The following is a 24981-nucleotide window of genomic DNA, read 5'->3' as shown; positions in this document are numbered from 1 at the left end:
GGGGGAACGAGCGAGCGCGAGTGCAGGACGCGGGGCGGGGACAGGTGCCGGACAAACCGATCGCGGGCCGCTACGAGTTGCTGGAGCGACTCGGCAACGGCGGCATGGGCGATGTGTGGCGGGGCTATGACGCGGTGCTGGACCGGCCGGTCGCCGTGAAGCGGATCCGGCCGCAGGCCGTCGCCGCCACGCCCCAACTGGCCGAGGAGCTCGAGCGGCGCTTCCGACGCGAGGCACGGATCACCGCCCGCATCCAGCACCCGGGCGTGCCGCAGGTGTACGACGCCGTCCTCGACAGCACTTACGAGCACCTGTTCCTCGTCATGGAGCTGGTGGAGGGCGTCCCCCTCACCCGGTACGTCCACGAGGAGCGGCCCCTCCCGGTCAGCTGGGCGGTGGCGGTCGCCGCGCAGGTCGCCACCGTGCTGTCGTACGCGCACGACGTGCCCGTGGTGCACCGCGACCTCAAGCCGTCCAACATCCTGGTCGCGCGGGATGGCACGGTGAAGGTCCTCGACTTCGGCGTCGCGGCGATCCTGCAGACCGACGTCACCAGGCTGACGGCCTCCGGCCGGCCCCTCGGCACGCACCAGTACATGTCGCCCGAGCAGGTGCGCGGCACCCGGGTCACCCCGCGCACCGACCTCTACGCCCTCGGCTGCGTGCTCCACGAGCTCCTCTGCGGCAAGCCGCTGTTCAGCGCGCGCAGCGACTTCGAGCTGATGGACCGGCACGTCCGGGCCGCGCCCATCCCGCTGCGGCGGCTGCGCGCCGACGTGCCGGAGGAGCTGGAGGCGCTGGTCCTGCACCTGCTGCGCAAGACCCCGGAGAGCCGGCCGGTGGACGTGCAGGAGGTGTACGAGCGGCTGATGCCCTTCCTGCCCGCGCCCGGGGAGTCCTCCGCCCTCGGGGAGGCCGGGCCGCCCGGGGCGCCGGATCCGACCGGGCTCTACCGCCGTCCCTACGCGCCCCGTGCCCGGGCCGAGAGCGGTCCCCGTGTCGCCCCGGACACGGCGGCGCCGGGCCAGGTCGCCGAGTACGTGGTCTCGCCGCCCGAGCGGGAGCTGCTGCGGGCCCAACTGCGGGAGGTCGACGAGCACTACATCGCCCTCATGGAGGAGGAGCGCTACACGCAGGCCGCCGAGGTCGCGGGCGAGATGATCGAGCCGCTGGCGCGGGCCCTGGGCGCCGAGAACAAGGCCGTCCTCCGGCTGCGGCAGCGCCGGGCGGTCAGCCGGCAGCTGGCGGGCGACCACCGGGCGGCCCTGCCCGAGTTCGAGGCGCTGGCCGAGGCGTTCGCCCGTATCAACGGACCGACCAGCGAGGCCGCCCGCTACTGCCGCGCCCAGGCCGCCCGCTGCCGCGGCGAACTCGGCCAGGTGACCGAGGCGCTGGCGGAGCTCCAGGGCGTCCTCGAGGTGGAGCGGGCCGTCGAGAGCGACGTCAGCGACGCGGCTGTGGAGCTGCGCCGTGACATCGGCATGCTGCTGCTCAGCCAGGGCGACCCGGAGGAGGCCCGGGCATGTCTGGAGGCCCTGTACGAGGACGTCGTGCTCGTCCACGGCCCGCGCCACGAAGTGGCCGTCGAGGCTGCGGAGATCCTGGCCATGCTCCGCCGGGAACTCGACGGCGAGTGACCGGCGGAGTCCGGCCGGAAAGCCGGTGAACGAACGTCCAAACGGCCTGCGGCCACGCGGTCACGGCCTAAAATCCCGTCATGCCGCACCTAGCCTTCGACATAGCCTTCTGCCAGCAGCTGGAGAAGCTCGAGAAGCATGTCAGGAACGGCGTGTTCGACGCCTGGGAGAAGTTCGAGCGGCTCACTCTCGACCAGCTCTTCAAGGACCCGGGCCTGAAGCTGGAATCACTCAAGGGCGCCAAGGACCGGCAGATCCGGACCATCCGGATCACCCAGGGATACCGCGGTGTGGTCCTCGCCCCCGAGACGGGGGACACCTTCGTGCTGCTCCGGGTCGGCCCGCACGACGAGGCCACCGAGTGGGCGGTGAGGCAGAAGGCGACCATCAACGCCGTCACCGGCGCCGTGGAGCTCCGTGAGATCGCCACCCTGGAGGAGCTGACCCCCACCTACCAGCGCATCGCGCCCGCCGAGGAGCAGCGGCTCTTCGCGAAGATCTCCGACGGGGAGATGGCCGCGCTCGGCATCGACGCCACCACCCTCGCGCAGGCACGCGTGCTGACCAGCCTGGAACAGCTCGACGTCTTCGGGCGGTTCTTCCCGCCGGACCAGTACAGGGTGCTGGAGCACCTGGCCCTCGGCGCGAGTGTCGAGCAGACGTGGCAGGAGGTCGTCGTGCCGGCGCTGGCCGACGCGGCTTCGCAGGAGCCCGTCGACACCACCGACTACGCGACCGCCATCGCGCACACCCGCACCCGGATCGCCGTCGTCGCGGACGCCGACGAACTGCGCGACATCCTCGACAAGCCGTTCGCCGCCTGGCGGATCTTCCTGCACCCCGCCCAGCACAAGGTCGCCTACCGTCCGTCGTACTCCGGCCCCGCACAGGTGACCGGCGGGCCCGGCACCGGGAAGTCCGTCGTCGCCCTCCACCGGGTGCGGCACCTGCTGCGGCACCTGCGCGACGGCGACCGCATCCTCCTCACCACCTTCACCAACGCCCTGGTGGACTCCCTCAACGAGGGGCTCTCCCTGCTCGTCGACGACCCGGACCTGCGCGACCGGGTCGACGTCATGACCGTCGACGCCTTCGCCGGACGCGTGGTCAACACCTCGCGTCGGCCGCTCACCGGGTACGAGGAGACCGCCCGGTGGGAGCAGGCCGCGGCAGCCACCGGCTTCACCGGCACCCCGCAGTTCCTCGCCCAGGAGTACAGGCACGTCGTCCTCGCCCAGGACATCCGCGGCCCGGAGGAGTACGAGAGCTGCGAGCGCCGGGGCCGCGGCAGCGCGCTGCCGTCCTCCGCCCGGCCGCTGGTGTGGCGGACCGTGGAGGAGTTCACCCGGCGGCTGGCCGAGGACGGGCTGCGCACCTACCTCGGCACCTGCGTGGAGGCCACCGACCTGCTGACCGAGCAGGGTCCGTGCTACCGGCACGTCGTCATCGACGAGGCCCAGGACCTCCACCCGGCCCAGTGGCGGATGCTCCGCGCGGCCGCCCCGCGGCGCCCCGACGACCTGTTCATCGCGGGCGACCCGCACCAGCGGATCTACGACAACCGGGTGTCGCTGAAGTCCCTCGGCATCAACGTCGCCGGCCGTTCGACCAAGCTGCGCAAGAACTACCGCTCCACCCAGGAGATCCTCAGCTGGGCGACGGGACTCCTGCTCGGCCGCCCCTACGCCGAACTGGCCGACAGCGGACGGCACGACACCCTGATCGGGTACAGCTCGGCCCTGCACGGTTCCGGGCCGCGCGTCCACGCGGCTCAGACGGAGGAGGCCGAACTCGACGCCCTGCTCGAGCGGGTGCGTGAGTGGGTGGACGGCGGTGCCACGTACGGGGAGATCGGGATCTGCGCGCGGTTCAACAAGACCTGCGAGAAGGCAAAGGACCGCCTGATCGCGGCCGGCGTCCCCGCCAGCCGGGTCCGCGCGGGAGCCGCCCGCACCGACGACGCGGTCAACGTGGGCACCATGCACACCTTCAAGGGGCTCGAGTACCGCTACACCGCCGTCGTCGGCGTCAACGACCGTGCGCTGCCGAACCCTTCGGCCATCACCCCGGAGGAGGTCGACCGGCTCCAGCACGAGGCGGACCTCGCCGCGGAACGCTGCCTGCTGTTCGTCGCCTGCACCCGCGCTCGGGACGGCCTGTACGTCTCGTGGACCGGGCAGCCGAGCCCGTTCCTGGTGGAGGCCGGCTGCGGGGTGGGGTAGTCGCCATAGTCTGCTCCTCACCCTTGAATCAAGCGCACGCCAGCCACCCGAGGTGGTTTGACAACGCTTTCGCTTGCATGGGAAGGTGTAGCTGCTTCTGGGTACGGGCGTTTCGCCCGTAGCGGTGCCGGGGAGCGCCGCGGGGAAGGACGCACATGAGCACCACCACAGGTGAGGAAGTCATCGCCCTCGAGCAGCAGGCGGTGGACCACGCGTACGACTGCTACGAGGCTCGGTTGGCCGAGATGAGCGGGAGCTCCGCCGCCATGGCCTCGGCGAGCGGCAAGGACAGCATCGCCGTCCGCAAGGCGGCGGAGGCGCGTGCCGAGGCGTACGGGGGACTCGGCAACGAGGCGCTGGTCTTCGCGCGGGTTGACGCTCCGGAGGAGCCGGGACAGGAGCCCCGCCCCTGGTACGTCGGCCGCCGCAGTGTGCTGGACTCGGAGCGGGAGCCGGTGGTGCTGCTGTGGACCAGCCCGCTGGCGGACAGATGGACCAAGGCGCTGCCCGAGAAGCCGGGGGATGTGGTCCTGCGCCGACGGCTGCAGTGCGCACGGCGTGTTGTCGAGGGCTACGTCGACGAGATCGCCGTCACCCGGCCCGCCCTCGGCCGTCCCTCCACCTCTCCAGATCCCGTCCGCACTCCCACGCGGATTCCGAAGCCGCGGCCGGCGGCCGACGACCGGGCCGAGGTGGAAAGGCCGCAGGAGTCGGACGTGGCCGACCCGTCGGCACCGGCCCCCGAATCTGCCTCGGAATCGGTTCCGGAAGAGGTCGCCGAACCCGGTGGCTCGCGGCCCGGGCGGCGCACGCCGGCCCTCACGCCGGGTGACGTGGCGCGTATCCGGCGGCGCAAGCCGCTCCAGCCGGACGAGTTGCTGCTGCGCGAGCTGCAGCGTTCGCGCAGCGGCCGGATGCGGGACATCGTCGAGACGATCCGCCGCGACCAGATGGACCTGGTGACGGGTTCCCCGACCGACATTCTCGTCGTGCAGGGCGGCCCGGGCACCGGCAAGTCCGCGGTCGGTCTGCACCGGGTCACCTGGCTGGTCAACAACGAGCACTTCAAGGCTCAGGACATCCTCGTCATCGGCCCTCACCAGCGGTTCCTGGACTATGTCGGCCAGGTGCTGCCCACCCTCGGCACAAGGGACGTCAACGCCGTCCAGCTGTCCCGTCTCTGGGACGCCGACACGCCTGGCACCGATACCGCGCAGGCGCGCCGGGTGAAGTCGGACGAGCGAATGGCGGCCGTGCTGCGCAACCGCGTCGAGAGCGACTTCCGCCCCGCGGCCCTCGACGACCTCACCGCTGCCCCCGCCTTCGAGGGTGACGAGCCCGCCGTCACGGTCACCGCCGCCGGCACGACCTTGCGCGTCCCGCGCTCCCAGGTCCTCGACCTCCTCACCGTCGCCCAGGACGGCGGCGGCCCGTACCGGCAGCGCCGGGACCGCTTCCGCACCCTGTTCGTCGACCTCCTCCTGCGCGAGCTCACGGACATCGCTCCGCGCCGCGGCCAGTCGCCCACCATCCGCAGGGAGTTCGAGCGCAACCGCCGGGTGGAACGGCTCGTCGAACGGATCTGGCCGTCCCCGAGCGCCAGGGAGGCCCTGCGCAGCCTGTACGACTCTCCCGACCTGCTCCGGTCCTGCGCCGACGGCATCCTCGACGAGAACGAACAGGCCGTCCTGCACCGGCCCCGCGCCGCCACCGCCGATGCCGAGCCCTGGACCCTCGACGACCACGTCTGCCTCGAGGAGCTTGAATTCCTCATCAGCGGCGAAGTCCCGCCGCGCTACGGGCACATCGTCGTCGACGAGGCCCAGGACCTCACGCCCATGCAGGCACGCGCCCTGCGCCGCCGCTGTGCGGCCGGGGGCTCGATGACCGTTCTCGGCGACCTCGCCCAAGCCACCGGCCCGCACACCCACACGAGCTGGGAACGCCTCGGCACGCTCCTGTCCGACCACGGCGACTGGCGCGTCGCCGAGCTCACCACCAGTTACCGCGTACCCGCGGAGATCATGGAGTTCGTCGCCCCGCTCGCCCGCGCGGTCGCCCCCGATCTGCCCTACCCGCAGGCGGTGCGCGAGGCGGGCGAGGACGCGGTACGGACCGTGGCGACCGAGCCGTGGAAGCTCCTCGAGGACACCGTCACCCACGTGACGCGCCTCGTCGGTTCGAGCGACGACGGGAACAACCTGCGCTCCATCGCCGTCATCGTCCCCGACGACTCCACCTGGCTGGACGAGATCACCCGCCTCCTCGACCAGAGCGACGACCTCACCGGCCCCCGTCGCGAGGCGGTCTCGGTGCTGGCCGCCGCGCAGGCCAAGGGCATGGAGTACGACCACGTCCTGGTCCTGGAGCCGGCCACCATCGCCGCCCGCGGTCCGGCCGGCCTGCGCCAGCTCTACATCGCCCTCACCCGCAGCACACAGACCCTCACCGTGCTGCATACCGCACCGCTCCCGGAGGCCCTCGCGAACACCGTCCACTCCCCTGCCCCCGCCGGCATCCACAGCTCCTCTCCCGCCGTGGCCCGGCCGGACGACGGGGCCGCCGTCCCGGAGATCGGCACGGACGTCCGGGTGAAGGTCGTCGGTCCCGGCCCGAGCGGCCGCTACAAGGTGACCGCCCTGGCCCCGGCCCTCGACCGCCCGATGATGCTCACGGTCCGGCACGGCTCCACCCCGCCCCGCACCGGCGACGAGCTGGACTGCTGGGTGTTCGCCAACGAGACCAACCAGACCGTGCTCACCACCGACCAGCGTGGCCGTCTGCCGATCTCGCCCACCATGGCACCCCGGTATGTCGCGGCCCTGGGCATACTCGACGAGTTGGTGTCGGTCACAGGCGGCGAGCCGCAGGACGCCCGCGCCCGCCTGTCCGAGCTGAAGGGCATGGCCAACCGCGTCCTCCGCCGCGACCAGGCGGACTGGGTGGACGTACGACACGTCCTCGGATCGCCCGACAGGCACCGGTTGAGTCTCCTGCGCGATCTCGCCGCCGGCACCCACCGAGCGCTCAAGGACGGCGCTCTGGACATCGCCGCCCTCCGCGACCGGCTCACCGGCTCCGGCTGGGCCGACGCCCTCCTCGAGGCACGCGATACCCTCCGCGCCCGCATGGACGACGCCACACCCACCGCCCCGGAAAAGGCACCCAGCACCGCTACCGCTCCCGAGCGGCAGCCCGAGCAGAAGGAAACCGAACCCGTGCCCACCTCCGGAACAGCGGCCGCGGCGCCCGCCACCTCTTCCCAAACCGGCGAGCAGTCCGCCCTCCTCCAGACGTTGGAGGCCTGGGCCGCGGCCGATCGCACCTGCAAGAGGCACGAGGCGGTCCGCTACGCCCTGAAGTCGGACCTGTTGTGGGCGGACCTCGAGCCGGTGGACTCCCCCGTCGTCGACGTCAGTTGCGTCACCGACCAGGGCCTGCGCCTGTACGAGGTCCTCGGCGCCGGCCGTTCGGCCTACCAGGACCTGCGCGAGGGAGCGACCCGCCTCCTCGAGATCAACCACACGCTGCCGGCCTCGGCCACCGGCCTCTACCTCGTCCTGTGCGAACCCCCGACCGAGGACTGGGCCGCCGACGCCGTCCGCGACATCTTCACCGTGCACGTCCTGTGGCGCACCCCGGACGGCTGGGGCGGCGAGGTCGTCGGCACGGCGCTCGGAGGGTGATCCGCTCCGTCTTCCCCTTCCGACAGCGCCGACATGCCGGGGAGCATCGGCGCATGAAGTGGCGCGGGTGAGTCAGGCCGTGGCGTACGAACAGCCGTCACCCGTCGCCGGCACTAACCTCCGGGCGCTTCGGCGCCGTTACTCAGGAGACACAAGCCCCGTACGGAGTACCGGCGGGCCGACACCCCCTGGTCACCGTCCTTCAGCAACGGCAGCAACAGGGCCGCCGACCAACTGAAGTTGGGTGAGTTGAGCGGGGACCCCGTGGTCGGGTCGTAGTTCTCCATGATCGGGCCGTTGCCCGTGAGCCCTGACGCGTGGGTGAGGAGCCGGTCGGTCAGGGTGTCGGCGTCCTTGCCGTAGCCGTAGTGGCGCAGGCCGGTGAGCGCGAAGTAGGCCTGGTCGAGCCAGACGGGGCCGCGCCAGTACGCGGTCGGTGAGAAGTACGGAGAACTCTTCGCGACCGTCGGGAAGGGCACCTCGGTCGCGAACTCCGCGGGGTCCGTCAGCCTGGCGCGCACCGCGCGGGCCTGCGCGGCGGTCGCGGTGCCGGTCCACAGCGGGACGGCGCCCTCGATCCCGCGCCCGCGGGCACTGAGGGGTTCGCCGGCGCCGAGGGCGGTGTCGTGGAACCAGCCGTCGGCCGGGTCGTACATAGTCTTGCGTACGAGGGCGTGGGTGGTGGCGGACTTCCGCGCCCAGCGGCGGGCGTCGTCGTCACGCCCCAGGGCGGTGGCGATCTGCGCCAGGTAGCCCTGGTCGGCCGCGAGATAGGCGTTCAGGTCGACGGACTCCTGGTTCAGGGAGTAGCCGAGCAGTGCGCCCTCCTTGTCGCGGTTGGCCACGACGGAGGTACCGAGCGCAGCGTCGAAGCGCGGCGCGTTGTCCATGCCGCTCTCCCAGGCGGCGGCGAGTCTGCGCTCCTCGGGCGAGTCGTTGGCGACGTCGACGGTTGCCCCGTACTCGGCAAGACCGTTGTGGTCGTGGTCCCGGTTGCGGTACCACCACGCCTGGTAGGCGGCGAGTTTCGGGTACATCTCGCGCAGGAACGCCTTGTCGCCGCTTCGGTGGTAGACCTCCCACACGGCCCAGGCGGCAAGCGGGGGCTTGGAGTTGCGTTCGTTCCAGTTGCCGCCGCCGTGCGCGGGGTCGTTGTAGAAGATGACGTCCGGGATCATTCCGGCGTCCTGCGGCCGGGTCGCGGAGTCCGCGCGGACCTGGTGGTCGAACATGGCGCGGATCTGGGACTGCGCGAGGGCGGGATCGAAGCGCGCGGTGCCGACTGCCTGTTTCCAGGTGTCCCAGGCCCAGATGCCTCCGGTGAACCACTTGTAGGAGATCGACGGTGTGATCCCGTCGTGCGCGATCTCGCCCGCCGCGCTGCGCCAGTTGGTGACCAGGGTCTCCAGCGCCTTCACCGCCGTGCGCCGGCGCTCCGCCGGAACGCCGCGGGTCACGCTGCGGACGTAGCCGTTCCAGCGGGCGTCGTCGGCCGCGGCCGCGGCCGACGGATCGGCGAGGACATCGCGCGTCCGGTGCGCCTCGCGGGTGCGTTCGGCGGTGGTGAAGGTGTAGGACTCGGTCCAGTCGAAGCGTCGGGAGGTTCCCGGTGCGAGCGTGACGGGTGCGGTGAGGTCGGTCCGGTAGGTGTCGCCCTCGACGGTGGTGCGGACCGGGTCGCCGTGGGTGACCTCGAAGCGTTCGGTGCCGTCCGTGAGGTAGTCCCACGTCTCGCGGACCTTGGCGAAGTCGACGGCGACGCCCGTGCGGGTGGCGGTGAGCGAGGGCGCGTCGTGCATCGGGCGCCGGGCCGGGCGCAGCAGGCTGCCGGTCCAGTCGGCGTGCAGGGTGCGCGTGGCGGGGCCGGTGTTGCTGACCTTCGCCCGGACGAGGGCGCTGCGGTCGGTGACGAAGCGCAGTTCCAGGGTGAGGCGCAGGCCCTCGCCGAGGTCGTAGGTCTGGCGCAGCTGTCCGGGCAGGGAGGTGAAGCGCGGCGCTCCGCCGGCTGCCAGGTCCAGGGTGCGACCGCCCTCGCTGAGGCGGATGCGACTGAAGGCGCTACTCAGCCACCATGGGTATTCCTGGGTGATGTAGAGGGGGCCGGTGAAGCCGCCGTAGGCGCTGCGGTCGCCGGTTGCGGGCAGGGCGTAGGCGTGCCAGGCGCCGCGGTCGGCGAGCACGTTGACGGCGTTGTTGTCCTGGTCGTCGCCCGGCAGCGCGGCGGTGGGCGTGCCGCGCAGGTCGAGGACGTCGGCGTAGGGATGGGGCGTGTCGGGGCGGTCGGCGGCGGAGGCGGACTGCGGGACGACTGGGGCGCCCGGGACGAGCAGCAGCGCCGCGAGGGCGCCGAGGCAGCGGTGTCTTGTCACGTGCGTTCTCCCTGGGGGTCGGGGTGGACACGGACGACGGCGGCGCCGAGCGGTTCGAGGTGGACGTGGCCGTGGACCGGCTGCCCGGTGAGCAGGTCGGTTCCGCCGGCGCCGTACGCCCCGGTGAGCGGGGTGCGGGTGGGCCGGTCGCCGTGGTTGAGGAGGAAGAGGTAGGTGCCGTGCGCGCCGGTGCGGACGGTCGCCTCGACGCCCTCGGGGGCGTCCAGGAGGGGCCGTACGCCCGCTGCCGTGAGCGCGCGGTCGAGTATGGCGCCGATGTCGTGGCCGAGGTGGCAGCTCACGTACCAGGCCGTGCCCGAGCCGTGGGTGTTCCGGGTGACGGCGGGCCGGCCGGCCAGGGGGCCCGAGGCGTAGGTGTCGACGGTCTCGGCGCCCTCGGGCACGATCCACTCGGTCCACAGCGTGGCCTCGGCCCCCGAGGTGAGGCGCACGGTCTCCGCGTCGGGGACGGGCCAGAACTCGTCGACGGACAGGCCCAGTGCCGTGCGCAGCGGGCCGGGCGCGCCCCCGTCGTGGATGTGGTCGTGTCCGTCGACGACACCGCTGAACGGGCCGCACACGAGGTGTCCGCCGCCGTGCACGTACGCGGTGATGCGCCGGGCGTGTTCGGGGCGCAGCAGGTGCAGGTTGGGCGCGAGGACGGCACGGTGGCCGTCGAGGTCGGCGTCGGGCGGGACGAAGGTGATGGCGGTGCGGCGTGCGTGCAGGGCCGTGTACCAGGGGCGCAGCAGGTCGGGCCAGCGCATCCGGGCCGAGGGGTGGTCGTCGGCCTCCAGGGCCCACCAGGAGTGCCAGTCCAGCACGATCGCGACGTCGGCGGTGATGCGGCTGCCGGCGAGTTCGCCGAGGCGGGCGAGGTCGGCGCCGAAGCGCACCGTCTCGTGCCAGCCGCGCGCCCGGGTGCCGCGGTGCGGCAGCAGGGCGCTGTGGTACTTCTCGGCTCCGGCGCGGGAGGCGCGCCACTGGAAGTACATGATGCCGTCGGCGCCGCGGGCGAGGGCCTGGAGGGACCAAAGGCGTCGCAGACCCGGCTTCTTGGGGACGTTCACGGGGCGCCAGCTGACGGCGGAGGGCGCCTGTTCCAGGAGCAGCCACGGCTTGCCGCCCTTGAGGGAGCGCATCAGGTCGTAGTTGAGGGAGGCGGTCACATGGGCGTGCGGGTCGGCGGGGTCGGGGTAGGCGTCGTCGGAGACGAGGTCCTCGTGCTGGGCCCATGCCCAGTAGTCAAGGGGCTTGAACATCGACATGAAGTTGGTCGTCGCGGGGGTGTCCGGACTGAGCCGTGCCAGGACGTCGCGTTCGGCGCGGTGCAGGGCGAGGAGCGCGTCGCTGCAGAAGCGCCGCCAGTCGAGAAGCTGGGTCGGGTTGACCGGTCCGGGCGCGGTGCGCGGCGGTTCGATCTCGTCGAGGGTTCCGTAGTGCTGCGACCAGAAGGCCGTGCCCCAAGCGTGGTTGAGGGCGTCGACGGTGCCGTGGCGGTCGCGGAGCCAGTCCCTGAAGTGGGCGGCCGAGCGGGGGCAGAAGCACTCGGTGACGTGGTCGCCGTACTCGTTGTGGATGTGCCAGAGGGCGAGTGCGGGGTGGTCGGCGTACCGTTCCGCGAGGGCCTGGGTCAGCCGCAGTGCTGCCGAACGGTAGTGGGGTGAGGAGGGGCAGTAGTGCTGCCGGGAGCCGAATTCGAGGCGTACGCCGTCGGCGGTGACCGGGAGGATGTCCGGGTGGGCGCGCACCAGCCAGGCGGGGGGTGAGGCGGTCGCGGTGGCCAGGTCGACGGCCACGCCGTGGGCGTGCAGCAGGTCGAGGAGCCGGTCGAGCCAGCCGAAGTCCCAGGTGTCCGGACCGGGTTGGAGACGGGCCCAGGAGAACACCCCGACGGTCACCATGGTGACGCCGGCCTCCCGCATCAGCTTGGCGTCCTCGGCCCAGACCTCCTCGGGCCACTGTTCGGGGTTGTAGTCGCCGCCGTACAGGATGCCGGGGACCCGGGTGAGGTGGGGCGGGGCGGGGTGGTTCATCCCTTCACCGCCCCGCCGAGCAGTCCGGCGACGAACTGTCGCTGGAAGAGCAGGAAGATCGCCATGAGCGGCAGTGTCGCGAGCAGTGAGCCGAGCATCAGTCCGGAGTAGTCGACGTGGGAGAGGCCGGTGAGGGTGTTGAGTGCGACGGGCACGGTGTATCTGTCCTCCGTGTTGAGCATGAGCAGCGGCCAGATGAAGCTGTTCCACTGGCTCATGAAGGTGAAGATCACCAGGGCGCCCAGCTGGGGGCGTACGCAAGGCAGTACGACCTGGTAGAAGGTGCGCAGTTCGCCGGCGCCGTCGACGCGGGCGGAGTCGAGGAGTTCGTCGGGGAAGTCGACGAAGCCCTGGCGCATGAGCAGGATGCCGAAGGAGTTGGCGAGGAAGGGCAGGACGACGGCCTGGTAGGAGTCGATCCAGCCGAGGCTCGCCATCATCTGGAACAGCGGTACCAGCAGCACCTGGAACGGGATCATCATCGTCGCGAGGACGGCGCCGAGCAGCAGTCCGCGCCCGCGGAACCGGTACTTGGCCAGCCCGTAGCCGCACATGGCGGACAGCAGCGAGCTGACGGCGGTGTGCACGACGGCGATGCCGACGCTGTTGAGGAGCACGCGGCCGAATCCGATGGTGTCCTGCAGCCGCCGAAGGTTGTCGAGCAGGCGCCCGCCGGGCAGGAACGGCGGCGGCGACCGGAACAGTTCGGGCGTGGAGTGGGTGGCGGCGATCGCCATCCACAGGAAGGGCACGAGGCTGACGGCGGCTCCGAGGGCGAGCAGCGCGCGCAGCAGCCAGCGGCCGGCGCGGTGGAGCGGGTGGCTGCGCGCGGGGCTCGGGGCGATGCGTCGTTCCTGGGTGCGCTGGGTCCGCGACGGGGCCGGGGCGAGGTGGGTCACCGGCGGCGCTCCCTTCCGAACACGAGGTACTGGAGGGCGGAGATCGCGGCGATGATGGCGACGACAACCCAGGCGATGGCTGCGGCGTAGCCGAAGTCGAGCTGCTGGAAGCCGACTTTGTAGAGGTAGACGACGGGGGTGAGGGTCGCGTCGTCGGGTCCGCCGCGGGTGAGGACGTAGTTCTCGTCGAAGAGCTGGAGGGTGCCGATGGTGGAGGTGATGGTGCAGAAGAGGATCACGGGCCGCAGTTGCGGGAGGATCACACGGGCGTAGGTGGTCAGGGTCGTGGCACCGTCAATGGCGGCGGCCTCGTACTGTTCCTTGCCGATGGCCTGCAGTCCGGCGAGCAGGATGACGGCGTTGTAGCCGGTCCAGCGCCAGGTCAGGGACGCGATGAGGGAGATCCGGGCCCAGGTGGGGCTGTTGAGCCAGTCGACGGGACCGAGGCCGGCCGCCCCGAGGATCTGGTTGACGAGGCCGCCGTCGGTCTTGAGCAGGACCTGGAAGACGACGGCGTACGCGACGAGGGTGGTCACGGCCGGGAGGAAGTAGAGCGCGCGCCAGGTGCCGCGGAAGCGGAGCCACGACTGGTTGAGCAGGACGGCGATGACCAGGGCGAGGCCGATCATCACCGGCACCTGGACGACGAGGATGAGTCCGGTGTTGAACAGCGACTCCAGGAACGCCGGGTCGTCGAGCATCCGCCGGTACTGGCCGAGCCCGGCCCAGCGGGTGGTGCCCGCGTCCTCGGCGGTGAAGCTCTGCAGCAGGCTCGCGCCCAGCGGGTAGGCGAAGAAGACCGCGAAGAGGACGGCGGCCGGGCCCGCGAACATCCATCCGGTCGGCCGCGGGCGCCGCCGCCTGCCGGGCGCGGGCGGCGGCGGGGCCGTGCGCGCCGGGGGCCGGGCCGTGGTGGTGGGGTGGGCCATCGTGCTAGGCCGCCCTCTCGCGGCCGGTTGCCCGGGCGAGTTGCTCGGCGGCCGAGTTCAGCGCGCGGCGCGGGTCCTGGCCGCGCAGCATGACTGCGCTGACGGCGGAGGTCATGATGTCGGACGCCTTGGCGTCGTCCTTGTTGTTCTCCACCGGAGGGATGTTCCGGGCGAGGCGGGCGAAGATCTCCAGGGGGCGGTCACCGCTGAAGTAGTCCTGCGAGCGCGTCAGATACGGGTCGTCGAGCGCGGGCAGGTAGGCGGGGAACAGGCCCTCGTGTTCGAGCATGGAGACCTGGTTGGCCTTGCCGGTGAGTAGGTACTCGATGAACGCCCAGGCCAGGCGTGGGTTCTTGCTCTGGGCGGGGACGCACAGGGTGGAGCCGCCGATGTTGGACGTGCGGATGCCGTCGGCGGTGAAGCCTGGCAGCGGGATCACCCCGAACTTCCCTTTCAGTTCGGGCATTTCGGAGGTGAGGGTGCCGGTCCACCAGGCCGCGGTGGGCGTGGTGGAGGCCTTGCCCTCCTTGGTGCCGGTGACGAGTCCGTCCCAGCGCTTCTCGTAGACGACGAGGCCCGCGTCGCCGAGGTTCTTCATCAGGGTGAGGGCCTTCACCGCCTCCGGGGTGTCGACGGCGACGCGGCCGCCCTTGAAGTAGGACTGGCCCTGCTGCTGGAGCAGCATGGGGAGGATGCCGGCGTCCGTGGAGTCCTGGATCAGCAGTTTGTGGCCTGTGGCCTTGTTGATCCGGATGCCGGCCTTGACGTAGTCGTCCCAGGTGAGCAGGGATTTGGGATCGACGCCCGCGGTGCGGAAGTGGTCGGTGCGGTAGTAGAGCGCACAGGGGCCGATGTCCCAGGGCAGGGCGTACACCTTGCCGCCGGGGCCGGTGACCGTGCGCCAGGCGGCGCGGTCGAAGTCGCCGCCGTAGCGGCCGCCGAGGCTCGTCAGGTCGTAGAAGCCGCTGGGGAAGTTGCCGATGTAGCGCGGCATGTAGCTGCCCTCGATGGTGAGGACGTCGGCGAGGCCGGTGCCACCGCGCAGGCCCACGGTGATCTTGTCGTAGGCGTTGTCGTACCCGATGTCGACGACGTCGACGGTGGTACCGGGGTGGTGCTGCTCGAAGCCGCGGGCGAGGCGCTTCATGGCCTGGGCGGCGACGTCCCAGGACCAGACGGTGATCCGGCCGCCGAGCTTCCCGCCCTTGCCGTCCTTGCCCGCGATGTCGCGGGCCTTTCCGCCGCCCGTGCCGCCCATGGCACAGCCGCCGAGCAGGGCCGCACTCGCCGCCGCGAAGCCTGTGGCCACAACGTCCCGCCGGGTGGGTCTCGTTGACACTCTTGCCTCCAGACGCCTGAATGCCTAATTCTGTATTCAGAACACTGAATAACGAGCCTCGCCGTCAAGAGGCGTACACCCCAAGACTTCTGACACCGGCCGCTCCCCCGGCCGGGCAGCTGACCTTGCCCAGGCGAAAGGCACGGCATGACGTCGTCCGAGAACGTGGTCCACCCCTACATCCCGAACTCCGTACCGTCCGTGCGGCAGGCGATGCTCGACGAGATCGGCGCCGCGAGCGTCGAGGACTTCTACGCCGACATCCCGGACCGAATCCGGCTGCACCGCCGCCTCAACCTGCCGGCTCCGCTGCGCTCCGAAGCGGAACTCACCCGGCACATGGACGGGCTCCTCTCCCGCAACACCTCGACGCGGCAGGTCCTCAGCTTCCTCGGCTCGGGCTGCTACCAGCACCATGTGCCCGCGGTCGTGGACGAGGTGGTCAACCGCAGCGAGTTCCTCACCGCGTACGCCGGCGAACCCTACGAGGACCACGGCCGCTTCCAGGCCCTGTGGGAGTACCAGTCGATGATGGCCGAGCTCCTCGACGTCGACGTGGTCAACGTGCCGGTGTACGACGGCTTCCAGGCCGCCGGAACCGCGCTGCGCATGGCGGGCCGCGTCACCGGCCGACGCCGGCTGCTGGTGGCGACCGCCGTCGACACCGACAAGCTGTCCCGCATCCGGGACTACGTCCGTCCCGACCACGAGGTCACCGTGGTCCCCGTCGACCCGCGGACCGGCTGCGCCGACCTCGACGCGCTGCGCGCACACCTGGCGGCGGGCGACACCGCCGCCGTCTACGCGGACTCCCCCTCCGCCCTCGGCATCGTCGACCCGGCGCTGCCGCGGCTCGCGGAACTCGCCCACGAGGCGGGCGCGTTGTACGTCATCGGCTGCAACCCGCTCACCCTCGGCGTGCTCGCGCCCCCCAGCGCGTACGGCGCGGACATCGCCTGCGGCGACATCCAGCCGCTGGGCATCCACCAGAGCTTCGGCGGCGGCAACGCCGGCTTCATCGCCACCCGCGACGAAGAGCGGCTGGTCGCCGAGTTCCCCTCGCGCCTGTTCGGTCTCGCACCGACCGCGGTCGAGGGCGAGTACGGCTTCGGCGACGTCGCCTACGAGCGCACCTCCTTCGCCCTGCGCGAGGAGGGCAAGGAGTGGGTGGGCACGGCGGCCGCGCTGCACGGCATCGGCGCCGGGGTCTACCTCGCCCTGATGGGACCGCAGGGCATGCGCGAGATCGGCGAGACCATCCTCGCCCTCACCGCGTACGCCCGCCGACGCCTCGCCGAGGTGCCGGGCATCGAGGTCCCCTACCCGGACGCCCTGCACTTCGCCGACTTCACCGTGCGCTACACCGGCGCCAGGACCGCCGCCGAGATCCGCGCCGACCTCAGGGAACGCGGCATCTACGGATCCGTGCCCACCGGCAAGCACGATGCCGCCTTCTGCGTCACCGAAGTCCACACCAAGGCCGACATCGACCGGCTGGCCGCCACCCTGGAGGAGATCGTCAAGTGACCGCCCACCACACGCCCGCCCCCGTGACCGCCGAGGACGCGCGGATCGCGCCCAAGCCGCGGCTGCGCCGCTTCCAGCAGGCCTCCTGGGACGAGTCCCTGATCTTCGAGCTGGGTTCGCCGGGCGAGCGCGGCGTCCTGGTGCCGGCGCCCGACCCCGCCGTCCCCCTGGTGGAGATCCCCGCCGCGCTGCGCCGCGCCGAGCCGCCCGCCCTGCCGGAGATGTCCCAGCAGCAGGTCCTGCGCCACTACCTGCGCCTGTCCCAGGAGAACCTCGGCGCCGACCTCAACATCGACGTCGGCCAGGGCACCTGCACCATGAAGTACAGCCCCAAGGTCAACGACCAGTTCGTCCGCGACCCGCGCATCACCGCGCTGCATCCCCTCCAGGACGAGGACACCGTCCAGGGCGTCCTCGGCATCATCCACAGCCTGGAAGAGCTCCTGAAGGAGATCTCCGGCATGGACCGGGTCTCCCTCCAGCCCGGAGCCGGCTCGGCCGCGATCTACACCAACGTCGCCATGATCCGCGCCTACTTCGCGGCCCGCGGCGAACTGGAGCAGCGCGACGAGGTCATCACGACGATCTTCTCCCACCCGTCCAACGCGGCCTGCGCCAAGACGGCGGGCTTCAAGGTCATCACCCTGTACCCGGACGCGGACGGCTACCCGGACATCGAGGCGCTCAAGGCCGCCGTCGGACCGCGCACGGCCGCGCTGCTCATCACCAACCCCGAGGACACCGGCATCTACAACCCGCGCATCGAGGAGTTCGTGCGGATCGTGCACGAGGCGGGCGGCCTGTGCGCGTACGACCAGGCCAACGCGAACGGCATCCTCGGCATCACGCGCGCCCGTGACGCCGGGTTCGACCTGTGCCACTTCAACCTGCACAAGACGTTCTCGACCCCGCACGCCTGCGGCGGACCGGCGGCCGGTGCCAGTGCGGTGACGGAGGACCTGGCGCCGTATCTGCCGCGGCCCACCGTCGAGTTCGACGGCGAGCGCTACTTCCTGGACGACGACCGGCCCGAGTCCGTCGGCAAGATGCGCCCCTTCTACGGAGTCGTGCCGAACCTGGTGCGCGCCTACGCGTGGATCATGTCGCTCGGCGCGGAGGGACTGCGCGCCGCGGCGGAGACCGCGGTCCTCAACAACAACTACCTGCTGCACAAGGTCCGGCAGATCCCCGGCGTATCGGTGCCGTACGCCGAGGGACGGCCGCGCGTCGAACAGGTCCGCTACAGCTGGCAGAAGCTGCACGAGGACACCGGGCTGCACTCCGAGGACATCGGGCTGCGTGCCGCCGACTTCGGCACGCACTACTGGACGAGCCACCACCCCTACCTCGTCCCGGAGCCGATGACGCTGGAGCCGACCGAGTCCTACACCCGCGCCGACCTCGACGAGTACGCGGCGATCCTCGCCGAGATCGCCCGCGAGGCCTACGAGTCCCCGGACACGGTCCGGACGGCCCCGCACCGCTCCACCATCCACCGGGTCCGCCCGGAGAGCCTCGACGACCCCGCCACCTGGGCCGTCTCCTGGCGCGCCTACCGCCGCAAGATCCTCGGCGAGGCGGCCCGTTGACCAGCGCCGGACGTGCCAGGGTCGGCCTGGTGGTGAACCCGGTCGCCGGCCTCGGCGGCCGGGTGGGCCTGGGCGGCACGGACGGCCCGGACCGCCGCAGGCAGGCCCTCGCGTTGGGCGCGAGGCCCCTGGCGGGGGAAAGGGCGACCGCTGCACTGCGTGAACTGCGCGCGCGGCTGGGGACGTTGCCGCCCGGGGCAGCCCCTGGCGGACGTCCCGCCCCGTGGGCCGTACCCGGACCGGACCGGCGGCCCGCTTTCCCGCGCGCCGTGCCGGAAGCCGACCGCACGGCCGCCGGACCCGCCCCTTCCGCGCCCCGGAGCCGCGCGGCGACGACAGGCGACCTCCGCGAGCCCACCGGCCGGGATGCCATCTCGGACATCGGTCCGGACGAGGACGCTACGGTGGGCGCCGGCCTCGGCTCGGGTGTCCCCGTCGGGTCGGGGGCCGGCTCCGGTGCGCCGGGCGCTGCGGTCGCGCAGGCGGGCGGCGGGTGCCCCGGCGCGGAACTGGAGGTCGTCACCGCCGCCGGCGCGATGGGGGCCGACTCCGCCACCGCGGCCGGGCTCGCGCCACGGGTCGTCCACACCCCGGAAGCCGGGCGCGAGACCTCCGTCGCGGACACGGTCGCCGCCGTGCGCGCCATCGTCGCCGACGGTGTCGATCTGCTGCTCTTCGCCGGCGGCGACGGTACCGCCCGGGACGTGCTCGCCGCGCTCCACGACGTGCGCCACCCCGTGCTCGGGGTGCCGACCGGCGTCAAGATGCACTCGGCGGTGTTCGGCGTCACCCCGCGCGCCGCCGGCGAGGTCGCGGCCGCGTGGCTTGCCCGCTCCGGCGCCGCGCGCCTGCGGGACGCGGAGGTGATGGACCGGGACGAGGACGGACTCCGCGCCGGCCGCGTCGCCTCACGCCTGCACGGCTGGCTGCCGGTCCCCCACGTGCCCGCGCGCGTGCAGCAGCGCAAGACCGGCAGTGTCGCCGGTTCCCCGGAGGCGGTCGGCGGCATCGCCCTCGAGGTCGCCGAGCGGGTCGGGGACGGGCTCCTGGCGCTGGGCCCGGGCAGCACGACCCGCGCCGTGGCCGCAGCGCTCGGCGCGGATGTCTCGCTCGCCGGCGTCGACGTGCTCGCGCTGCGGCCCGGCCACCCGGCGCGGGTCGTCGTACGGGACGCCGGCGAGGACGCGCTCCTCGCGGCGGGTCCGTGCTGGATCGCCGTCTCCCCCATCGGGGGCCAGGGCTTCCTGCTCGGCCGCGGAAACCAGCAGATATCACCCCGCGTGCTGCGCGCCGCGGGCGGCCGCGAGCGGCTGCTCGCGCTGTGCACCGAGCAGAAGCTGGCAGCGCTGGGCGGCCGCCCCTTGCTCCTCGACACGGGCGACGACGCGCTGGATGCCGAATGGTCCGGCCATCTCCCCGTCATCACCGGCTGGCACCGCACCGCGCTGTACCACCTGACCACCTGACCGGTGCGGCCGTGCGGCCGCCGAGATCTCCGTACCCGTACCTTGTGCCCCCGCCCAGCCCCGCCCCCGCAAAGGAGTTCCCGTGATCACTCTCGAAGGCAAGCGTGCCGTCGTCACCGGCGCCGCCACCGGCATCGGCCGTGCAACGGCCCACGTCCTCGCCGAACTCGGTGCCCGCGTGGTCATCGCCGACATCGACGCGGACGGCGGCGAGCAGACCGCCAAGGACACCGGCGGCGTCTTCGTGCGCTGCGACGTCTCGCGGCGCGAGGACTGCGAGGCCGTGGTCTCCACCGCCCAGGAGCGCTTCGGCGGTGTCGACGTCCTGTTCAACAACGCCGGCATCATCCGCCGCTCCACCGTCTGCGAGATCACCGAGGACGACTGGGACCTGGTGATGGCCGTGAACATCCGCTCCATCATGCTGATGAGCCGCCTGGTGATACCCGGCATGGCGGCGCGGGGCGGCGGCTCGATCATCAACACCGGATCCGGATGGGGCATTTCGGGCGGCGCGCGCGCCGTCTCGTACTGCGCGTCCAAGGGTGCCGTCGTCAACATGACCCGGGCCATGGCCATCGACCACGGTCCGGACAACATCCGCGTGAACTGCGTCTGCCCCGGCGACACCGCCACCGGGATGCTCGCGGAGGAGGCCCGGCAGCTCGGCGAGAGCGCCGACGCGTTCTACGCCGACGCCGCCGACCGGCCGCTCGGCAGGATCGGGCAGCCCCGGGACATCGCGCAGACCGTGGCGTTCCTGGCGTCCGACGCGTCGGCGTTCGTGAGCGGTGCCATCATCCCCGTGGACGGTGCCGGTACCGCGTGATTCGCCCGGTGGCGGATAATCGACCGGACCGAAAGGGGAGGGCCGCCTCACATGCCAATCGACAACCGCCCGCTGCGCGAGCAGGTCAAGGATGAGCTGATCAAGCGTCTCGGGAGTGGCACGATCGCGACCAACGAGCCGATCAACGAGGTACAGCTCGCCACCGAACTCGGGGTCAGCCGCACTCCGCTGCGCGAGGCACTGATCACCCTGGAGCGCGAGGGTGTCATCACCAGCGAGCGCGGCCGGGGTTTCCGGTTCACGCCGCTCAGCGCGCAGGAGTACCGCGACCTGACGGCGATCGTGGCGACGCTGGAGGCCCTGGCCCTGGAGTCCAGCGACCTGGAGCACCTGCGGGCGGCGGCTCCCCGCCTGCTGGAGGAGGCGCGCGCCTTCTCCGCCCCGCAGGCACCGCACGACGTCATAGAGCGGTACGACGACGCGTGGCACGAACTGCTGCTGTCGGGCTGCACCAACGAGCGGCTGATGAAGCTCATCACGCCGCTGAAGGTGACGATGCACCGCTACGAGCGCGTCGCGCTCGGCGACCAGGACGTCCTGGAGCGCTCCGCCGAGGAGCACGAGCGGATCGCGCAGTGCCTGCTGCGCGGCGATCTCGACGCGGCGCTGGCGGCGCTCAAGGAGAACTGGAACAGCGGGATGCACCGGATCCTGGACCGTCTCAAGGACTGAGGGCCGCGCCGGTGCACGGGGGCAGCACGGTGGGGCGGAGCGCCCGGGCGCCCGCCCCCGGTGCACCGGGCAGCGTCGGCAGGGACCGGCCGGCGGCGCTCCACGCCCACCCGGAGTTGCGCGTCGAACTGTTGATCACCCTGGGCTCTCCCCCCGGCCCTGCCGCACGGCGTCTTCCACCGGTGGCCCCCGCGCGGAATCAGTATCAGCTGGTAGGAATCGGGATCGGACTGCCGGATCAGCTGCGCCGACCCGCAGGTCCCCAGCGACGGGCCCGCGGGTCCCCAGCGACGGGAAGGTCAGCGCCGGAACCTGCACCGCGCCCAGGTCCAGGGGCAGCGGCCTTGCGGTCTTGCGAGCCGGGTGGGTGTCCGGCGCCGGCCCTCGTGCGCCCGCCGGACGGGCCGCTTTTGCGCGGAGGTGGCGAAACCCCCCGCGAACGCGCGCGGTGGTGAGCTGTGACGCTGCGGGAGGTGGAGTCCTCGGCGGTGCTCCCGGGCAGCCTCGGATGGCCCACAGACGGCCCGTGCCCTGGCACGGAAGAAGGCCGGGGCGGCCCGGCCGCAGGGCAAGGATGCCTGTCGGCCGGGCGCGCTGGACGGGTCAGTACACGCTCACGTTGTACGCGCTGACCGCTTCGGGGACGGGCTGGTAGAACGTTGTGCCACCGGACTTGCAGTCGCCGCTGCCGCCGGAGGTGATGCCGAGCGCTTTGGAGCCGTCGTAGAGCGGTCCACCGGAGTCGCCGGGCTCGGCGCAGACATTGGTCTGGATCATGCCGCTCACGGTGCCACCGCCGCTGCCGACGTATCGGACGGAGACGTTCAGCGCGGTGACGGTTCCGCTGTGGGTGCCGGTGGTGGATCCGGTGCGCTTGACCGGCTCGCCGACATAGGCGTTGGCAGCCGAGAAACCGCCCGGGTGGCTGAGGGAGGTGTTGTCGTAGCGGACCAGTGCGTAGTCGTTGCCCGGGTAACTGGATGCGATCGTCGGGCCGATGAGCGTTTTGTGGCCGGAGTCGGTGTACCAGGTGTTGGCCACGTTTCCGCAGTGCCCGGCGGTGAGGAAGTAGTAGGTGCTCCCGCTGACGACGTTGAAGCCGAGTGAGCAGCGGTAGTTGCCGCCGTAGATGGCGCCTCCGGCGGACAGCAGCGGCTTGAAGACGCCGCCGGCGCGCTCGATCTTGATCGCTCCCGCGTCGGAGCCGGCCGCCTGCTTGATCTCGGCGATCTCGGCGCGGGAGACGGTGCCGTCGGTGGTCACGACGACGCGGTCGGAAGCCTGGTCCACGTACCAGGCAATTCCTTCGATGCCCGACTGCATCACCGCGTTGCTCACCTCGGAGAGCTGGCTGGCGGTGTACGCCTGCTGCGGCGCCGCGTTGGCGGTCGGCAGGGCGAGTGTTGCGGCTGCGGCCACGCTGGCCGCTATGGCGAGCAGCCGTGCGGATTTGGTGATTCCGCTGCGGGAAGGAGTGCGCTTGATCCTCACTGTCTCCTCCTCAGGAATGAGGCCCGCTGGGTGATGGGGCCCTGAGTCGTTGTCAGAAAGCGCACCCCCGAGATGCGGGTGACGTGACCCTGACAACTGGCTGAGTATCAGTCAGGAGGAGCCAATCCGCAAGGGGACGCTCAGGGACGGAGCGCGAAGGGTTCGACGCAGTGCCTCCACCCGCGCCGGTTATCACCTCCGTGCCGAACAAGGCGGCCCTCTCCTGGCAGGTCATCGGCCCCGGCCCGAACCGGGACCGATCCCCGTGGAACATCGACTCGACAGCCGGAACCGGCTGGCCGACGGGCAGGGTACGTGGAGAGCCGTCACCGCGCCCCGGGCCGACCGCACATTCGCGTCGCGCTCGCCGCCACCTCCCGGGTGGCGGCTCGTCCGTCTGGCAGTCATGCCCGACGGGACGTGGAGAGTTGAGGACCTTGCACTGGCCGCAGCAGGTTCCCGGACGAAGCAGTGGGGCCTTGGTCCGGGAACCTGCGGAGCACGGTGGCGTGTCGGCCGGACGCCCTGCCCGCGGATAGGGATGCCATGGCGGGCAGGGGGTCTTCGGCGTGGCCGGGCGTGCGCCGGCAACGATGTATCCGGGGAACTGGCGAGCCCAGGAAGCGCCCAGGCATGTCTGCAGCCGAGTGACGGATGTCCACAGGGGAGCACGTACGGAGCAGCAGACGAAGCCGGGCGAGACGGTATCGTCGTCGCTCCGTCTCATCAGCACCAGCGCGCACTGCGGCGCGCGCAGGCGTCCACCTGCCCAGTGGCGGCGCCCTCCTGACCTGACGGGATTCAGGCGGGGTCGGCGTTGATGTGAAAGGGGACGGTGACGATGTTGGAGGCGACGCCCATCAGACCCAGGTCCTTGGCGTCGATCTTCCCATCGCCGTCGAGGTCCTTCACGACGCCGGGTGCGTCGTTGTAGACGCCGTCGTGGTTGAGGTCGTCGACGACGGCCACGGTCAGGGTGGTGTCGACATCCTGCCCCGCGATGGGGGCGCCGACGATCCAGGTGTCCCACAGTTCGGTCTTGTGCGGGGTGCGGTTGGTGACGCCGGAGAGGTTGAACAGGTTGGCCAGGTTGGTGCCGGGCCCGGAGAAGCCGGGGAGGGTGCTGTTGGTGGTGGAGTCCAGCACGACCAGTCCAGGGATCTTGTCGTCCTGGCCGGTGGAGAACGTGCCGGGGAAGGGGGCGATGTTGTTGTGCGCGGCCGGGCCGGTGAGCTGGAGCCCGTTGAAGCCGGTCTGGGCCAGGGTCTTGCCCCGGAAGGAGAGCTTCAGGTCCACGAACCAGCCCTTGCCCTCCACCCCCGCGTTGTCCCCGCGCTCGGGCGCGAAGACCTCCACCTTGACCGGGTGCGTTTTGGTGGAGGCGGATGTGTTCTGGCTCGAGGCGCTCGCGCTGGACAGCCCGGAGGCCGCGGCGCCCAGGCCGAGGATCATGGCCGCACCCGCGCCGAGGGCCCAGCCGAACTTCTTCTTCCTCATGACTTGTTCTCCTGAGTGTTGGGAGGCTTGCGGTCATGTGTACGACCACCTGCGGTACCCGGTTCAATCCGCAGGTCGACCAGAAATGCTCTGTTGGATGGCGCGCGCCGAAGGCCGGTCACGGTCGTGTTCCGGCGGTTCCTTGTCCGTATGGTTCCGGGCGAGCTGGGCCATTCACGCCAAGAGCTGGAGGCGTTCGCGGCCGAGGTGTTCGCTCCCCTGCGGCGCTCGGACCAGCAGGGCAAGGGCGTGGGCTACCTGCGCGGTCTGCTGCTGGGCGGACGGCGCAAGTCGATGTAGTCAACGGCGAGCGGTTGGGCGTCGACCGCCAGTGCCTGCAACAGTTCATGGCGGGTCGGGCTCCCGCAGGGCGACCCCGGCGACGGACTCAGCGCCGTCCGGCGTCCGGCAAGCCTGTGGGGACGAGGATGCCATCCAGCGCACCCGTGGTCTCAACGGCGGCTCCGTGTCAGCACACCCGCGCACCCCCCTGCTACAAGGAGCGCCGACGGGCCTTCGCTCCAGCGGACGGCGAGAACCTGAGTTCGTCCGCTGCCTGCGGGTGAACTTGAACCCCCAGCTCGTCGTATACGTAGCGGCAAGGGCACACGATCAGTGCCTCAGGACACAAGAAACCGCCTGTCGCAGCCGTTTTTCGATGACGGCGCAGCCGGTGCGGTCATGTCTGGAAGTGAGTCGGATGGATCGGATCTGGTTTCCGGGCCTCCCCAGGACGCGGACTGTCCGCCGCCTGCAGTTCGGGCCCGGCGAT

Annotated in this window: 15 protein-coding genes and 1 pseudogene; 9 read left to right on the top strand and 7 right to left on the bottom strand. The window is 71.6% G+C overall.

The window, feature by feature from the left end:
* Positions 1-44 precede the first annotated feature (44 nt).
* The 3 genes from ACFY4A_RS20570 to ACFY4A_RS20560 all read left to right on the top strand — a co-directional run bounded on the left by ACFY4A_RS20570 (position 45) and on the right by ACFY4A_RS20560 (position 7545).
* Positions 45-1637 carry a protein kinase gene (locus ACFY4A_RS20570; protein WP_390830802.1) on the top strand — a complete coding sequence of 531 codons (1593 nt, stop codon included), beginning with the start codon at positions 45-47 and terminating at the stop codon, positions 1635-1637.
* Positions 1638-1717: 80 nt separating this feature from the next.
* A complete protein-coding gene (locus ACFY4A_RS20565; protein ID WP_390830801.1) occupies positions 1718-3859 on the top strand; it encodes a UvrD-helicase domain-containing protein in 2142 nt (713 codons plus the stop codon).
* Between the two features lie 155 nt (positions 3860-4014).
* Positions 4015-7545: an ATP-dependent DNA helicase gene (locus ACFY4A_RS20560; protein WP_390830800.1), complete on the top strand. Its 3531-nt coding sequence runs from the start codon at positions 4015-4017 to the stop codon at positions 7543-7545.
* 113 nt (positions 7546-7658) lie between these two features.
* On the opposite strand, the gene ACFY4A_RS20555 is transcribed toward ACFY4A_RS20560, so the two are convergent.
* Genes ACFY4A_RS20555 through ACFY4A_RS20535 form a run of 5 tightly spaced genes read right to left on the bottom strand, consistent with a single transcriptional unit; the run spans position 7659 to position 15117 of the window.
* A complete protein-coding gene (locus ACFY4A_RS20555) occupies positions 7659-9914 on the bottom strand; it encodes a trehalase family glycosidase (RefSeq protein ID WP_390830799.1) in 2256 nt (751 codons plus the stop codon).
* Complete coding sequence (locus tag ACFY4A_RS20550; protein WP_390830798.1) at positions 9911-11950, bottom strand: beta-galactosidase; 2040 nt, start codon at positions 11948-11950, stop codon at positions 9911-9913. Before ACFY4A_RS20550 ends, ACFY4A_RS20555 begins: the two co-directional genes overlap by 4 nt.
* Positions 11947-12849, bottom strand: a complete 903-nt coding sequence (locus ACFY4A_RS20545) for a carbohydrate ABC transporter permease (RefSeq protein ID WP_390830797.1) — start codon at positions 12847-12849, stop codon at positions 11947-11949. The genes ACFY4A_RS20550 and ACFY4A_RS20545 overlap by 4 nt, the downstream gene beginning before the upstream one ends.
* Positions 12846-13778, bottom strand: coding sequence for a carbohydrate ABC transporter permease (locus ACFY4A_RS20540; RefSeq protein ID WP_390830796.1), 933 nt, complete (start codon positions 13776-13778; stop codon positions 12846-12848). Before ACFY4A_RS20540 ends, ACFY4A_RS20545 begins: the two co-directional genes overlap by 4 nt.
* A 4-nt stretch (positions 13779-13782) precedes the next feature.
* Entirely contained in the window at positions 13783-15117 is a 1335-nt protein-coding gene (locus ACFY4A_RS20535; RefSeq protein ID WP_390830795.1) for an ABC transporter substrate-binding protein, read from the bottom strand.
* 147 nt (positions 15118-15264) lie between these two features.
* Between ACFY4A_RS20535 and gcvPA the strand changes: the two genes are divergently transcribed.
* The 5 genes from gcvPA to ACFY4A_RS20510 all read left to right on the top strand — a co-directional run bounded on the left by gcvPA (position 15265) and on the right by ACFY4A_RS20510 (position 21221).
* Positions 15265-16644: an aminomethyl-transferring glycine dehydrogenase subunit GcvPA gene (gene gcvPA, locus ACFY4A_RS20530; RefSeq protein ID WP_390830794.1), complete on the top strand. Its 1380-nt coding sequence runs from the start codon at positions 15265-15267 to the stop codon at positions 16642-16644.
* On the top strand, positions 16641-18233 hold the full coding sequence (gene gcvPB / locus ACFY4A_RS20525) for an aminomethyl-transferring glycine dehydrogenase subunit GcvPB (RefSeq protein ID WP_390830793.1): 1593 nt from the start codon (positions 16641-16643) through the stop codon (positions 18231-18233). The genes gcvPA and gcvPB overlap by 4 nt, the downstream gene beginning before the upstream one ends.
* A complete protein-coding gene (locus tag ACFY4A_RS20520; RefSeq protein ID WP_390830792.1) occupies positions 18230-19699 on the top strand; it encodes an NAD(+)/NADH kinase in 1470 nt (489 codons plus the stop codon). The genes gcvPB and ACFY4A_RS20520 overlap by 4 nt, the downstream gene beginning before the upstream one ends.
* Before the next feature lie 82 nt (positions 19700-19781).
* Entirely contained in the window at positions 19782-20528 is a 747-nt protein-coding gene (locus tag ACFY4A_RS20515; protein WP_390830791.1) for an SDR family NAD(P)-dependent oxidoreductase, read from the top strand.
* Positions 20529-20579: 51 nt separating this feature from the next.
* Positions 20580-21221, top strand: coding sequence for a GntR family transcriptional regulator (locus ACFY4A_RS20510; RefSeq protein ID WP_390830790.1), 642 nt, complete (start codon positions 20580-20582; stop codon positions 21219-21221).
* Positions 21222-21824: 603 nt separating this feature from the next.
* Here ACFY4A_RS20510 and ACFY4A_RS20505 read toward each other — a convergent pair.
* Together ACFY4A_RS20505 and ACFY4A_RS20500 are read right to left on the bottom strand one after the other, a co-directional pair.
* A complete protein-coding gene (locus ACFY4A_RS20505) occupies positions 21825-22712 on the bottom strand; it encodes a S1 family peptidase (RefSeq protein ID WP_390830789.1) in 888 nt (295 codons plus the stop codon).
* An 801-nt stretch (positions 22713-23513) separates the two neighbouring features.
* Positions 23514-24209, bottom strand: coding sequence for a hypothetical protein (locus ACFY4A_RS20500; RefSeq protein ID WP_390830788.1), 696 nt, complete (start codon positions 24207-24209; stop codon positions 23514-23516).
* A gap of 150 nt (positions 24210-24359) precedes the next feature.
* Here ACFY4A_RS20500 and ACFY4A_RS20495 point away from each other — a divergent pair.
* Positions 24360-24506, top strand: a pseudogene (locus ACFY4A_RS20495) (IS701 family transposase); the annotation flags it as partial.
* Positions 24507-24981 lie beyond the last annotated feature (475 nt).

Source organism: Streptomyces sp. NPDC001292 (genome assembly GCF_042896465.1).
In the GTDB taxonomy this organism is placed as follows: domain Bacteria; phylum Actinomycetota; class Actinomycetes; order Streptomycetales; family Streptomycetaceae; genus Streptomyces.
This window is presented reverse-complemented; position numbering and strand designations above follow the sequence as displayed.

What these genes read in the sequence shown, in the direction of transcription:
- ACFY4A_RS20510 (WP_390830790.1), top strand. Translation starts at nt 20,580, where the DNA reads ATGCCAATCGACAACCGCCCGCTGCGCGAGCAGGTCAAGGATGAGCTG.
- ACFY4A_RS20565 (WP_390830801.1), top strand. Translation starts at nt 1,718, where the DNA reads ATGCCGCACCTAGCCTTCGACATAGCCTTCTGCCAGCAGCTGGAGAAG.
- ACFY4A_RS20560 (WP_390830800.1), top strand. Translation starts at nt 4,015, where the DNA reads ATGAGCACCACCACAGGTGAGGAAGTCATCGCCCTCGAGCAGCAGGCG.
- gcvPA (WP_390830794.1), top strand. Translation starts at nt 15,265, where the DNA reads ATGACGTCGTCCGAGAACGTGGTCCACCCCTACATCCCGAACTCCGTA.
- ACFY4A_RS20550 (WP_390830798.1), bottom strand. Translation starts at nt 11,950, where the DNA reads ATGAACCACCCCGCCCCGCCCCACCTCACCCGGGTCCCCGGCATCCTG.
- ACFY4A_RS20540 (WP_390830796.1), bottom strand. Translation starts at nt 13,778, where the DNA reads ATGGCCCACCCCACCACCACGGCCCGGCCCCCGGCGCGCACGGCCCCG.
- ACFY4A_RS20500 (WP_390830788.1), bottom strand. Translation starts at nt 24,209, where the DNA reads ATGAGGAAGAAGAAGTTCGGCTGGGCCCTCGGCGCGGGTGCGGCCATG.